General features: G+C 72.5%; 10 protein-coding genes and 1 tRNA gene. 5 read left to right on the forward strand and 6 right to left on the reverse strand.

All coding sequences use genetic code 11. The features are described from left to right. Positions 1-45: 45 nt before the first annotated feature. Together ACSQ2D_RS17305 and ACSQ2D_RS17310 are read left to right on the forward strand one after the other, a co-directional pair. Positions 46-507, forward strand: a complete 462-nt coding sequence (locus tag ACSQ2D_RS17305) for a MarR family winged helix-turn-helix transcriptional regulator (protein ID WP_435987160.1) — start codon at positions 46-48, stop codon at positions 505-507. Then, positions 504-1,730: an MFS transporter gene (locus tag ACSQ2D_RS17310; protein ID WP_435987161.1), complete on the forward strand. Its 1,227-nt coding sequence runs from the start codon at positions 504-506 to the stop codon at positions 1,728-1,730. Before ACSQ2D_RS17305 ends, ACSQ2D_RS17310 begins: the two co-directional genes overlap by 4 nt. Before the next feature lie 83 nt (positions 1,731-1,813). Here the strand turns inward: ACSQ2D_RS17310 and ACSQ2D_RS17315 are convergent, their stop codons facing one another. The 3 genes from ACSQ2D_RS17315 to ACSQ2D_RS17325 all read right to left on the reverse strand — a co-directional run bounded on the left by ACSQ2D_RS17315 (position 1,814) and on the right by ACSQ2D_RS17325 (position 5,066). Next, a complete protein-coding gene (locus ACSQ2D_RS17315) occupies positions 1,814-2,176 on the reverse strand; it encodes a hypothetical protein (RefSeq protein ID WP_435987162.1) in 363 nt (120 codons plus the stop codon). Between the two features lie 93 nt (positions 2,177-2,269). Then, a complete protein-coding gene (locus tag ACSQ2D_RS17320) occupies positions 2,270-3,601 on the reverse strand; it encodes an MFS transporter (protein ID WP_435987163.1) in 1,332 nt (443 codons plus the stop codon). A 16-nt stretch (positions 3,602-3,617) separates the two neighbouring features. Then, a complete protein-coding gene (locus tag ACSQ2D_RS17325; RefSeq protein WP_435987164.1) occupies positions 3,618-5,066 on the reverse strand; it encodes an NAD-dependent malic enzyme in 1,449 nt (482 codons plus the stop codon). Positions 5,067-5,247: 181 nt separating this feature from the next. Here ACSQ2D_RS17325 and ACSQ2D_RS17330 point away from each other — a divergent pair, with 181 nt between their 5' ends. Together ACSQ2D_RS17330 and ACSQ2D_RS17335 are read left to right on the forward strand one after the other, a co-directional pair. Beyond that, positions 5,248-7,719 (forward strand): HAD-IC family P-type ATPase, encoded by a 2,472-nt coding sequence (locus tag ACSQ2D_RS17330; protein WP_435987165.1) that lies wholly within the window; start codon positions 5,248-5,250, stop codon positions 7,717-7,719. 162 nt (positions 7,720-7,881) lie between these two features. Further along, a complete protein-coding gene (locus ACSQ2D_RS17335) occupies positions 7,882-9,120 on the forward strand; it encodes an MFS transporter (RefSeq protein ID WP_435987166.1) in 1,239 nt (412 codons plus the stop codon). Positions 9,121-9,252: 132 nt separating this feature from the next. Here the strand turns inward: ACSQ2D_RS17335 and ACSQ2D_RS17340 are convergent, their stop codons facing one another. From ACSQ2D_RS17340 to ACSQ2D_RS17350, 3 genes are all read right to left on the reverse strand, one after another. Beyond that, a complete protein-coding gene (locus tag ACSQ2D_RS17340) occupies positions 9,253-9,729 on the reverse strand; it encodes a GNAT family N-acetyltransferase (RefSeq protein WP_435987167.1) in 477 nt (158 codons plus the stop codon). Then, on the reverse strand, positions 9,726-10,856 hold the full coding sequence (locus ACSQ2D_RS17345; protein ID WP_435987168.1) for a hypothetical protein: 1,131 nt from the start codon (positions 10,854-10,856) through the stop codon (positions 9,726-9,728). Before ACSQ2D_RS17345 ends, ACSQ2D_RS17340 begins: the two co-directional genes overlap by 4 nt. A gap of 370 nt (positions 10,857-11,226) precedes the next feature. After that, positions 11,227-11,300, reverse strand: a tRNA-Thr gene (locus ACSQ2D_RS17350). Positions 11,301-11,547: 247 nt separating this feature from the next. Between ACSQ2D_RS17350 and ACSQ2D_RS17355 the strand changes: the two genes are divergently transcribed. Next, positions 11,548-12,474 (forward strand): NADP-dependent oxidoreductase, encoded by a 927-nt coding sequence (locus tag ACSQ2D_RS17355; protein ID WP_435987872.1) that lies wholly within the window; start codon positions 11,548-11,550, stop codon positions 12,472-12,474. Positions 12,475-12,594: the final 120 nt, after the last annotated feature.

Here is a 12,594-nt window from a genome sequence, read left to right on the forward strand (position 1 = left end):
CGTCTGGACTTGATATGCATAGGTTGTCTATGTAAGTTGGGGCGAGTGACCGAACCGACCTCCCTGGGCAACGACCTGCTGCGCTCGGCCGCGCGACTCTCGCGCTGGGCCAGCCGGCACGCGTCGTTCGACGTGCCCTTCGCGCAGGCCCGGCTGCTCGCCCTGCTGGACGAGCTGGGGCCTTCCCGCGTCAGCGCCCTCGCGGCCGCCGATCACAGCAGCCAGCCGACGATCACGACCCAGCTCCAGCGCCTCGAGGCGTCCGGCTGGGTGCACCGCGCGTCCGACCCGGACGACGCGCGCGCCACCGTGATCTCCCTCAGCGACGAGGGCCTCGCCGCGCTCGAGAGCGTGCGCCGGGCCCGACTGGCCGTCCTGTCCCCCGCCCTCGACCAGCTCGACGGCCCGGCGCTCGCCCGCGTCCAGGTCGCCATCGACGTCATGGACGAGCTGCTCGCCGCGGCGGCGGACGCCCCTGTCCCGCACCCCACCCGAAAGGACGGATGACCACCACCATGTGGCGCCAACCCAAGACCGTCTGGTCGATCGCCTTCGCCTGCGTGATCTCCTTCATGGGCATCGGCCTCGTCGACCCCATCCTCAAGCCGATCGCCGACGAGCTCGGCGCCGGACCGTCACAGGTCTCGCTCCTCTTCACGAGCTACCTCGCCGTCATGGGCATCGCGATGCTCGGCACCGGCTGGGTCAGCAGCCGCGTCGGCGCGAAGCGCACCCTGCTGCTCGGCCTCGCGCTCATCATCGTCGGAGCGGCCTTCGCCGGGAGCCAGGACACCGTCGGCGGCATCGTCGCCTTCCGCGCCCTGTGGGGCCTCGGCAACGCCCTCTTCATCGCGACGGCCCTCGCGACGATCGTCAATGCGGCCTCCGGCTCGGTCAAGCAGGCGATCATCCTCTACGAGGCCGCCCTCGGTGTGGGCATCGCGACCGGCCCGCTGCTCGGCGGCTGGCTCGGCGGGATCTCGTGGCGCTGGCCGTTCTACGGCGTCGCCGTCCTCATGGCCGTCGCCTTCATCGCGACCCTGACGACGCTGCCGAAGACCCCGCCGGCCGAGAACCCGACGACGATCACGGCGCCCCTGCGCGCCCTGGGCCACCGCGGCCTGCTCACCGTGGGCATCACGGCGCTGCTCTACAACTTCGGCTTCTTCACGCTGCTCGCCTTCACGCCGTTCCCGCTCGCCATGGGCGCGCACGAGATCGGGTTCATCTTCTTCGGCTGGGGCGTCCTGCTCGCCATCACGTCGGTCTTCGTCGCCCCGATGGTCCAGCGCCGCTTCGGCACGATGGCCGGCATCGTCGGTGCACTGCTCGGCTTCGCCGTCATCCTCGCGGCCATGGCGCTCTGGACCGAGAACAAGACCGTCCTCGTCGTCGGCGTCATCCTCGCCGGCGCCTTCCTCGGCGTGAACAACACCCTGATCACCGAGACGGTCATGAAGGTCTCCCCCGCCCCGCGCGCAGTGGCCTCGGCGGCATACTCCTTCGTCCGCTTCAGCGGCGGAGCGGTCGCCCCGTGGCTCGCCGGCAACCTCGGCGAGAAGTCGATCCACCTGCCCTTCTGGGTCGGCTCGGTCGCCGTCGTGCTGGCCGTCCTAGTGCTCCTCACGGCCCGCCGGATCATCAGCGCACTCGACGAGGCGCCGGGGCACGGCGCCGAGGAGGTCACGTCGCGGACCGAGGCCGAGGCCCTCACCGTCGGCGACGCCTGACCCCGACCGCCTCCACCCGTCGAAAGGCCACGAACCGGGCCGCGCCCGCAGGGCGAAGACCCGGTTCGTGGCCTTTCGACGGTTCAGCGCAGGAGGTCGGTGAGGTCGGTGTCACCGCGCCGACGGCGACCGCCGCGGATGTCGTAGGACTCGAGCAGCAGCTCGGCCAGCTCCCGTCGGTCGAGGCGGTCGAGACGCGCCCACATCGTGACGCGGTAGCGGAAGCTGTCGACCCGCACGAACGTGTCGCGCCGGTCGGCGAGCGCCTGCTCGGTGTCCATCTCCCCGGTCCACACCTGGACGAGCTCGCGCCCGTCGTCGTCCCAGCGCAGACGAGCGAACGTATGCCGTCCGGCGTGCCAGGCGGGCGAGCCCTCGTGGGCGATCCCGAGCACCGCACCCGGCAGCCGCCCGGCCAGGGTGTCCACGTCCGCCCACGTCGCCATCGCTCCTCCTCCCGAGCAGGCTAGACCGATCAGCGTGGCCACTCGACGGGTCAGCGCCCACAGAACGTGGCCTCTCGACGGTTGGAGGCGGGGTCAGTGGAAGGTGACGGAGCGGCCGGCCTGCATGGCGGCGTACGCGTCGGGGTCGGCCTCGAGCGCGGCCCGCCTCGCCTTGTGCCGGTAGCGCAGGATCTGCACGATCCCGAGCGCCCACACGGGGTACTGCACCGTCATGGCGACCCGGAAGGCGTCGACGTCCCACGTCGAGGGTCCGGCGGGTGCCACCCGGTCGAGGACGACACCGACGAGCGCCACCGCCGTCAGCGTCGCGATGAACCCACCGGTGTTGACGATCCCCGACGCGCTGCCGATGCGGGTCGGCGGGTTGAAGGTGCGGGCCAGGTCGAAGCCGATCATCGAGCCGGGGCCGCCGATGGCGATGAGCACGACGAGGACGACGAGCATCCAGACCGGCGCCCGTCCCGGCCAGAGCAGCACGACCGTCCACGCGACGATCGCGGCGGCGACGATCCACAGCACGAGGGTGCTGCGCGAGAACGGGTAGCGCATCGTCAGCGTGCCGATGACGGGGCTCGACACGACCGTCGTGACGACCATGAGCATGAGCAGCACGCTGGCCGTCGACGCCGAGACTCCTTGTCCTGCGACGAGGAACGGGAAGCCCCAGAGCATCGTGAACATGTTGGCGGCGAACTGCGACGTGAAGTGCGACCACAGCCCGAGCCGGGTCCCGGGCACGAGCCATGCGGCGCGCAGGGTGCGCGCGATGGCCCTCAGCCTCAGCTCGTCGCGGTGGTGGTCGACGTAGGGGCTGTCCTTGACGACGACGACGAGCGCGACCCCGGTGAGCACGCCGACCGACGCCGCGACGGCATACGACGGGGTCCAGCCGAAGTGGTCGAGCGCGGCCGCGAGCGGCCCGGCGGCGGCGAAGGCCCCGAGCTGGCCGAGCACACCGGTCAGCTGCGTCACCATCGGCGTGCGTCGGGGCGAGAACCACAAGGCGACGAGCCGCAGCACCGAGATGAAGACCATGGCGTCGCCCATGCCGAGCAGCACCCGGCAGAGCAGCGCGGCCGGGAAGGCGTGGACGAACGCGAAGCCGAACTGGGCCAGCGTCAGCAGGGTGAGCCCGACCCCGAGCATCCGCTTGCTGCCGTAGCGGTCGAGCAGCGCCCCGACCGGCAGCTGCATCGCCGCGTAGACGAAGACCTGGACGATCGTGAAGGTCGACAGCTGCGAGCTGCTGATGCCGAAGCGGTCGGCGGCCTCGAGCCCGGCGACCCCGAGCGAGGTGCGGTGGAAGACGGCGAGGACGTAGACCGAGATGGCGGCCGCCCACACCGCCCAGGCGCGGCGGCCGTCGAGCGGGTACCGCTGTCCGGGATGGGTCGAGCTCGTCATCCGGTGTGCTGGCTCCTCAGTTGGCGCCGGTCATCGGGATGCTCTTCGCGGGGGCCTTGGGCACGCAGTCGACGATCGCCTTGGCGACGGTCTTGCTCATGTCCGGCTGGAAGACGCTCGGGATGATGTAGTTCGGGTTGAGCTGCTCGTCGGTGACGACCGAGGCGATGGCGTCGGCGGCCTTGATGAGCATCTCGGTCGTCACGTCGGTCGCGCGGGCGTCGAGCAGGCCGCGGAAGACGCCGGGGAACGCGAGCACGTTGTTGATCTGGTTCGGGTAGTCGCTGCGGCCCGAGGCGACGACGGTGGCGCGCTGCGTCGCCTCGTAGATGTCGACCTCGGGGTCGGGGTTGGCGAGCGCGAAGACGATGCGCTGGTCGGCCATCTCGTCGATCCACTCCGGGTGGAGGATGCGCGGTGCGCTGACGCCGATGAAGACGTCGGCGCCCTGGAGGCCGTCGCGCAGGGTGCCGGTGAGGCCGCGCGGGTTCGTCTTGCCGGCGAGCTCGCGCCACGCCGGGGTCAGCGACTCGTCGTCCTTGTTGAGCAGGCCCGGGCGGTCGGAGACGGTGACGTCGACCGCGCCGGCCGCGAGCAGCAGTTGGACGATCGCGGAACCGGCCGCGCCTCCACCGGAGACGACGATGCGGGCGTCGGGCAGCTTCTTGTCGATGCAGCGCAGCGCGTTCTTGAGGGCGGCGAGCACGACGATGGCCGTGCCGTGCTGGTCGTCGTGGAAGACGGGGATCGAGAGACGCTCGCGCAGCTTGGCCTCGACCTCGAAGCAGCGCGGCGCGGCGATGTCCTCGAGGTTGATGCCGCCGAAGCCGGGGGCGATGAGCTCGACGGTGCGCACGATCTCGTCGACGTCGGTCGTGTCGATGCAGATCGGCCACGCGTCGATGTCGGCGAAGCGCTTGAAGAGCGCCGCCTTGCCCTCCATGACGGGCAGCGCCGCCATCGGGCCGATGTTGCCGAGGCCGAGCACGGCCGAGCCGTCCGTGACGACGGCGACGGAGTTGCCCTTGATCGTCAGGCGCGGCACGTCCTCGGGGTGCTCGAAGAGCGCCTGGCTCACGCGACCGACGCCGGGCGTGTAGGCCATGGCGAGGTCCTGGCGGTTGCGGAGGTTGACCTTGGACTCGACGGAGATCTTGCCGCCGAGGTGCATGAGGAAGACGCGGTCGGACACCTTGTGGACGCGGACGCCCTCGAGCGTCTCCACGGCGTCGACGACCTCGGTCGAGTGCTCGGCGTTGCTGGCGGAGCAGGTGAGGTCGATGACGAGACGGTCGGGGTGCGAGTCGACGATGTCGAGGGCCGTCGTGATGCCGCCGCTCTCGGCGACCTTGACGGCCAGCGCTCCGATGACGGCCGGGTCGGTGCCCGCGTGGATCCGCATCGTGATCGAGTAGGAGGCAGTGGTGGCGCGGGCACGTTGGATCGACTCAGTCACGCCCCACATCGTCCCACGATCCGAGAAGCGCCCCGGACGCCGTCCGAGGACCGATCAGTAACTTTTGTCCGCCCAGCGCCGACCTGCGCGTCCACCGACCGCGTATGCCGTCCGGCCCGGTCCCGACGTCGTGGCGCGCGAGCGCGCGTCCCACCTCGAACTCGCGCACCCGGCATACGACAATGGGCCGGTGACGACACACGGGGCGACGGACGGCACGACACCCGGTGGGGTGACCCTGACGCGGGCCGACGGCCTGACGAGCGCCGAGGTGGCAGAACGCGTCTCGCGTGGCGCCGTCAACGAGCTGACCGAGCGGACGTCGCGCTCCATCGGCGAGATCGTGCGCGCCAACGTGCTGACGCGCTTCAACGCGATCCTCGGTGCGCTCTTCGTCCTCGTCATGGTGGCGGGCTCGTTCGCCGACGGGCTCTTCGGGATCGTCCTCGTCGTCAACTCGGCCATCGGCATCGTCCAGGAGTACCTCGCGAAGCGGAAGCTCGACCGGCTCGCCCTGCTCAACGCGCCGACCACGCGCGTCGTGCGCGACGGCGAGGTGCGGGTCGTGCCGACGACCGAGGTGGTGCAGGACGACCTCATCGAGCTGCGCACGGGCGACGAGGTCCCTGCCGACGGCACGCTCATCGCGAGCGCCGGGCTCGAGCTCAACGAGGCCAACCTCACCGGCGAGTCCGACCCCGTCCCGCACGGCGAGGGCGACGACATCATGTCGGGCACGAGCGTCGTCGCCGGCTCGGGCCGCTTCCACGCGAGCCAGGTCGGGGCCGCCGCGTACGTCAACCGGATCGCTGCTGACGCAAGGAAGTTCACGCGCACGCGCTCGGAGATCCAGGACTCGATCAACACCCTGCTGACCTATATCACGTGGGTGATCGTCGGCGCCCTGCCCATCGCCATCTGGTCGCAGTGGCGCACCGTCGGCGACCAGGGCTGGCGCGAGGTCGTCATCCGGTCGGCGGCCGGCGTCGTCGGTCTCGTGCCCGAGGGTCTCGTGCTCCTCACGTCGGTCGCGTTCCTCCTGTCGGCGGTCCAGCTGACGCGTCGCAACGTGCTCGTGCAGCAGCTCCCGGCCGTCGAGGGCCTGGCGCGTGTCGACGTCGTGTGCCTCGACAAGACGGGGACGCTCACGGCGGGCGAGATCGTCTTCGAGGACGCCCACACCCTCGACGGCCAGGACTCCGACGAGATCCGCTGCGCACTGGGCGCGCTCGCCGACGACCCGAACGCCAACGGCACGCTGACGGCCGTGGCCGCCGTCGTCGAGGCGCCGGGCTGGGAGCGCACGCAGACGATCCCGTTCAGCTCCTCGCGCAAGTGGAGCGCGGCGTGCTTCGCCGATCGCTCGACGTGGGTGCTCGGCGCGCCGGAGGTGCTGCTCGCCGCCGACCCGCAGCCGTCGCCGCCGGAGGTCATCGAGGCGATCCGGGCGCAGGTCGCCGTGCTCGCCGACTCCGGGCGGCGCGTCGTGCTGCTCGCCCGGAGCGAGGAGCACCTCACGGACCCCACGCTGCCGGCCGACATCACCCCGGCCGCCCTCGTGACGCTCACCGAGCAGGTGCGCCCCGACGCGAAGGCGACCCTCGACTACTTCGCCGAGCAGGGCGTCGCCATCAAGGTCATCTCGGGCGACAACCCCGTCACCGTCGCCGCCGTGGCCCGCACCGTCGGGCTCGACGTCGGCGAGCCCGTCGACGCGCGCACGCTTCCCGACGACGAGGACGCCCTGCGCGCGGCCCTCGCGACGCACACGGTCTTCGGTCGCGTCACCCCGGAGCAGAAGCGGGCCTTCGTGCACGCGCTCCAGGCCGACGGCCACGTCGTCGCGATGACCGGTGACGGCGTCAACGACGCGCTCGCCCTCAAGGACGCCGACATCGGCGTGGCCATGGGCAACGGTGCGCAGGCCACCAAGGCGGTCGCCGAGCTCGTCCTGCTCGACGGGAGGTTCTCGCACCTGCCCGACGTGCTCGCCGAGGGACGCCGCGTCATCGGCAACGTCGAGCGCGTCGCCAACCTCTTCCTCGCAAAGAACGCGATGAGCCTCGTCGCGATCCTCGCCGCCGCCGTCATCGCCGTGCCGTTCCCCTTCCTGCCGCGGCACCTGACGCTCGTGTCGGCGGTGACCATCGGCATCCCGGCGTTCTTCCTCGCCCTCGGCCCGAACAAGCGCCGCTACCTCTCCGGCTTCCTCGGACGCATCCTGCGCTTCGCCGTGCCGTCCGGCGCCGTCGCGGGCGTCGCCGTCATCACGTCCTACCTGCTCGCCGGCAGCGGCTACGGCGTGCCGCCGGACGAGTTCTCGAGCCGGTGCGCCGTCGAGGCCGGCGCCAAGACGGTGGCCGACGTCGCGTGCTGGCAGCCGGGCAGCGGCGCGACGATCACGCTGCTCACGGTCTTCTTCTGGATCCTCATCGTGCTGGCCCGTCCCTTCCGCCTGTGGAAGGCCGTCCTCGTCGCCGCGATGGTCGGGCTCGCCGTCACGGCGTTCGTCTGGCCGTTCGCCGCCACCTTCTTCAACCTCGACGCGCCGCTGCCGCTCGTGTGGCAGTCGCTCGCCGTCGGTGCCGTCGGCGCGGGCATCGTCGAGGCGATCTACCGGCTCTCGCCGTCGGTGCGCCAGGCCCACCACATGCGCGACTGAGGCACCCGGGCGTCGGTGCCCGGTCGCTCGCGGTGAGCAGCGACCGGGCCACCGCTCACGACGCCCTACACTCGAGGTGCACAGGGATCTGGCGTGACCTGTTGGGCGGGTAGGCACGCACCCGTTGTCGCGCACCCCGCGACCAGATCCGGAGCTGCACTCGTGTCACCCATCGACTCCTACCGCCACCTGTTCGGCCTCACGGGCCGCACCTACATCGTCGTCGCGTTCCTGGCCCGTATGCCGCTCGCGATGAGCCAGCTGGGCACCCTCCTGCTCGTGTCGTCCGCCACCGGCAGCTACGGCGCGGGCGGCTTCTGCGCCGGCGCCCTCGCCGTGGCCAACGCCGTCGGAGCGCCCTTCTGGGGGGCCCGCGCCGACCGGCTCGGCCAGCGCCGGGTCGTCGCCTTCCAGTCGCTCGCGGGGGCAGCCGGCCTCGTCGGCATCCTCCTCGTCGTCGACGCCGGACTCCCCTGGGGCGTGGCTGCCGTCGCCAGCGCGGTCGCGGGTCTGCTGCTGCCGCAGATCGGTCCGCTCGCGCGCGTGCGCTGGCGCCCGATCACGGCCGAGACCGGGCCGCGCCAGCACCGACTCGTCGACGCCGCCTTCTCCTACGAGGGCGCGGCCGACGAGGCCTCCTTCGTCCTCGGCCCGGCGCTCGTCGGCCTCGGCGTCTCGGTGGCGAGCCCGACGGCGGCGCTCGCGCTCGCCGCCGCGGGCCTCGCGGTCTTCGGCACGTGGTTCGCCCTGCACGAGACCGCGGCGGTCACGCATGCGGCGACGGCGCAGACGACCGGCCCCGTCGGACGACTGATGACCCCTGCCGTCGTCGTGCTGTGTGCCGCGCAGCTGCTCGTCGGCACCGTCTTCGGATCGGTCCAGACCGGCACGTCCGTCCTCGCGACGGCCGCGGGCTCCCCCGGCCTGACGGGCTACTTCCACGCCCTGCTCGGCGTCGGCAGCGTCATCGCCGGTCTCGCCGTCGCGGGGCTGCCCGCCCGGTTCGCGCTGTCGGCGCGGCTGCGGTGGTTCGCCGTCGGGCTGCTCGTCCTCTCGGCCCCGCTGCTCCTCGTCGGGTCGCTGCCCGCTCTCGTCCCCGTCCTGCTCGTGCTCGGCCTCACCGTCGCGCCGTACATGATCACGACGTTCACCCTGGGCGAGCGCGTCACGCCGCCGTCCCGCACCGGGGCCGCGATGACGGCGCTCGCCGCGGCCACCGGGCTCGGCTACGCCCTCGGTGCCGCCCTCGCCGGGCGCCTCGCCGACTGGGGCGGACACACGCCGGCGTATGCCGTCACGGTCGGTGCCGGCGCCGCTGCCGTCCTCGTGTCGTGGGGTTGCCGACGGGTCCTCGAGCACGCCCGGCCCCACGAGCCGGCCGAGCCCGCCCCGACGTCCTGAGCGGAGGCCGGGGGGGTGCACGGTCGCACCTCGAGTGCGGGCTCGACCACCTCGGCGCCATGGCCCCGAAACCGACGCGACCAGCGCCGAACCCGACCATTCCGGTGCCGCGGCCCCAGGACGCCGGGAGCGTCAGCGGTCGAGGCGGAGGCGCATCGCGGGCCACGCGGTCCGCGTGAAGCCGAGCTCCTCGTAGAGCTGCGACCCCTCCCCCGTCGCGAAGAGCTCGACGACCGTCGCGTCCGTCTCGTCGCGCAGCCAGTCGAGCACGCCGACGACGCACGCACGGGCCAGCCCCTGTCGCCGCGCCTCGGGCCTGGTCGCGACGTTGTTGACGAGGCCCCAGACGCCGTTCGGGTTGACCGGCGACGGGGTCTCGAAGCGCAGCCCGGCCATCGCCCCGGCGACGACCTCGCCGTCGGCGTCCTCGGCGACGACGACACAGGCTCGGCCGCCCTCGAGCTCGCGCTCGAACCATGCCGTGGCCGCTTCCTGCCAGCCCGGGTCGTCGACGCCAGACACACCCATCGCGGAGAACATCAGGGCCCGCAGCCCCACCACGGCCGCGGCGTCGGCGGCGGTCGCCCGCCGGGTCGTCCACGCGCTCATCGGAACCCACCACCCGTGAATGCCGGGGCGAGCGGCACGTCGACGGCGGCATACGTCGTCTCCACGGCGCGGGACAGCGCCAGCGCGACGTCGGCGAGCTCGGGCAGCGCACGCCCGGCCGCCGCGGTGCGCAGGAAGCGGAGCACGCGATCGGGCATGCGGGGCATCGGCTTGACCGGGTTGACGCGCTGCGGCGCCCCGTCGACGAGGCCCGTGAGGCACCAGCTGCCGGCCAGCCAGGCCCACGCCTCCGTGGCGAGCTCGAGGTCGTGGTCGAAGTCGACCCCGAGCACGTCGGGCCACGACACGGCGACCTCGCCCCGCCACCGAGCGAGCGCCACCTCCGCCGCGCCGGCGTCGAGCGACCACGCGCACCAGCACGTCGGCCACGGCACCCTGAGGTAGGCCGCGTCCCACGCGATCGGCCGCCAGAGCGCGAACTCGAAGTCGAGCAGGACGAGGCCGCCGTCGCGGACGAGGTTGTTGTCGGGGCACATGTCCGCCGCGGAGAGGCTGAGCGCGTCGACCCGGAAGCGGTCGGGCACCGTCGCGAGCACGTCGAACGTGCCGTCGGGCACCGCGACGTCGAGCGCCGCGGCGAGCCGCCCCCACGTCGCGACGGAGTCCGTCAGCTGACCCGGGAGGTGGTCGAGGTCGACCGGACCCGTCGACCGGGCCAGCACCCCGGCCTCGAAGGCATCGCGCACGTCGTGCCCGGCCCGGTGCAGCCCCGCGAGGGCCGTGGCCCAGCCGGACAGCGTGGCCGCGGCCCGGTCGGCGTCACCACAGAGCAGCGCGTCGGCCAGGTGCGTGCCCTCGCCGAGGTCGTCCATGACGACGAGGCTCGGCTCGGCGCACTCCGCCACGAGCGTCGGCGTCTGCGCGACGCCCGCCAGCGCCTCGAGCGCGGACGCCTCCCGGGCGTACGCCTCCCGTCCCTCCTCGCTGAGGTAGCGCTTGAGCACGAACGAGCGGCCCGACGCGTCGGCGGCTCGCACGACGAGGGTGCGGCGGCTGCCGGGGAAGGGCTCGCCCACGGCTCGCAACGGGCCGCCGACAAGACCGGCAGCGACCCCGAGGGTCTCGGCCAGGAGGTCCCGGTCCACGTCCGTCGGGGTCGCGCTCACCGGGTCACTGTGCCAGATCGCCCGCGGCCACGGGCCCGGCGGGCGACCGCGGCCGGTCCCGCAACGGCAAGCTCCGCAAAAGCCCCACGCGCCACCATTCCGAACTTTCTCGGCACAAAATTCCCGAAAACCCGTACATGCGGCCACAGCTTCATTACTGTCACACCTGTAACACCCCCACGGCTGGCACGCACCCCCCCATCCGCACCAGCCTCGAAGGAGCCCGTCCTGCGCGCGCAGGTGGGCTCCTTCGTCATTTCCGGGAGTATGCCGTCACGGCGGGGCTCCGGGGTCGGCGCGCCGACGGACGTCGGGACACGGAGAAGGCCCCGCCTCCTGCGACGAACGCAGGTGACGGGGCCTTGAGCCGAGCCGCTTATCGGAATCGAACCGATGACCTATTCATTACGAGTGAATCGCTCTGGCCGACTGAGCTAAAGCGGCTGGTCGTGAGGCCGCGACGAGCGCGACCGGACACGGAGGTTGAGTATACGCACGACCCCTGCCGGAGAAAAATCGTGTCCCGGCCACGGCTCCGACCCCACGCCACCCGCCCGGATCGGGCCCGTCCCGCCGGTCGGGAATGCCACGCCGCGTCCTTCGCCTTGACCTTGGGGAGACCGTGAAACCCACCGGCGAGGACCCCAGGAGGACCCCCCAGATGACCGACTCGAACGCCTCGACCCCGACGATGCGCGCCATGACCTACGACACCTACGGCGGCCCCGAGGTGCTCGCCCTCACCGAGCAGCCGCGGCCCAAGGTCGGGCCGGGTGAGGTGCTCGTCCGGGTGCGTTCGGCATCGGTCAACCCGGTCGACTGGAAGCTCATGTCCGGCGGCCTCGACGCGGTCATGGACGTGCGGTTCCCCGTCGTCCCGGGCTGGGACGTGGCCGGGGTCGTCGAGGCGGTGGGCTTCGACACCCCTGAGTTCTCCCCCGGCGACGAGGTGCTCGCCTACGCCCGCAAGGACTACGTCCACGGCGGCACGTTCGCCGAGCTCGTCAGCGTGCCGGTGCGCGCCGTCGCCGCCAAGCCCGCGTCGATGTCGTGGGACGAGGCGGCCGGCCTGCCGCTCGCGGGACTCACCGCCCTGCGCCTGCTCACGCGCCTCGAGGTCGGCGCGGGCGACACCGTGCTCGTGCACGCCGCCGCCGGAGGCGTCGGCTCCCTGGCCGTGCAGATCGCCCGCTCGCTCGGCGCCCGGGTCATCGGGACGGCGTCGGAGCGCAACCACGACCGCCTGCGCGAGCTCGGCGCGGAGCCGGTGACCTACGGCGACGGCGTCGTCGAGCGGGTCCGCGCCCTCGCCCCGGACGGCGTCGACGTCGTCGCGGACTTCGTCGGTGGCGTGCTCGACGTCACGACGGCGGTGCTCGCCGACGGCGGACGGCACGCCTCGATCGCCGACGGGTCGGTCGCCGAGTCCGGCGGTCACTACATCTGGGTGCGACCGGACGGCGCCGAGCTGGCCCGCCTGACCGCGCTGCACGAGCGCGGCGAGCTGACGGTGCCGGTCGCGCGCACCTTCGCGCTGGAGGAGCTGGCGGACGCGTTCCGGCTCAACCAGGAGGGTCACACCGCCGGCAAGATCGTCGTCCGGGTCTCGACCGACTGACCGGGCCCCTCAGACCCGGCCGACCGAGCCGACCGAGCCGACCGAGCCGACCGAGCCGACCGAGCCGACCGAGCCGACCGGCATACGCCATCACGACGTCGAGTGGGCACCTTCTCCACG

Source organism: Terrabacter sp. LjRoot27 (assembly GCF_964254175.1).
Classification (GTDB): Bacteria; Actinomycetota; Actinomycetes; order Actinomycetales; family Dermatophilaceae; genus Terrabacter.

What these genes read in the sequence shown, in the direction of transcription:
- ACSQ2D_RS17310 (WP_435987161.1), top strand. Translation starts at nt 504, where the DNA reads ATGACCACCACCATGTGGCGCCAACCCAAGACCGTCTGGTCGATCGCC.
- ACSQ2D_RS17315 (WP_435987162.1), bottom strand. Translation starts at nt 2,176, where the DNA reads ATGGCGACGTGGGCGGACGTGGACACCCTGGCCGGGCGGCTGCCGGGT.
- ACSQ2D_RS17320 (WP_435987163.1), bottom strand. Translation starts at nt 3,601, where the DNA reads ATGACGAGCTCGACCCATCCCGGACAGCGGTACCCGCTCGACGGCCGC.
- ACSQ2D_RS17325 (WP_435987164.1), bottom strand. Translation starts at nt 5,066, where the DNA reads ATGTGGGGCGTGACTGAGTCGATCCAACGTGCCCGCGCCACCACTGCC.
- ACSQ2D_RS17340 (WP_435987167.1), bottom strand. Translation starts at nt 9,729, where the DNA reads ATGAGCGCGTGGACGACCCGGCGGGCGACCGCCGCCGACGCCGCGGCC.
- ACSQ2D_RS17355 (WP_435987872.1), top strand. Translation starts at nt 11,548, where the DNA reads ATGCGCGCCATGACCTACGACACCTACGGCGGCCCCGAGGTGCTCGCC.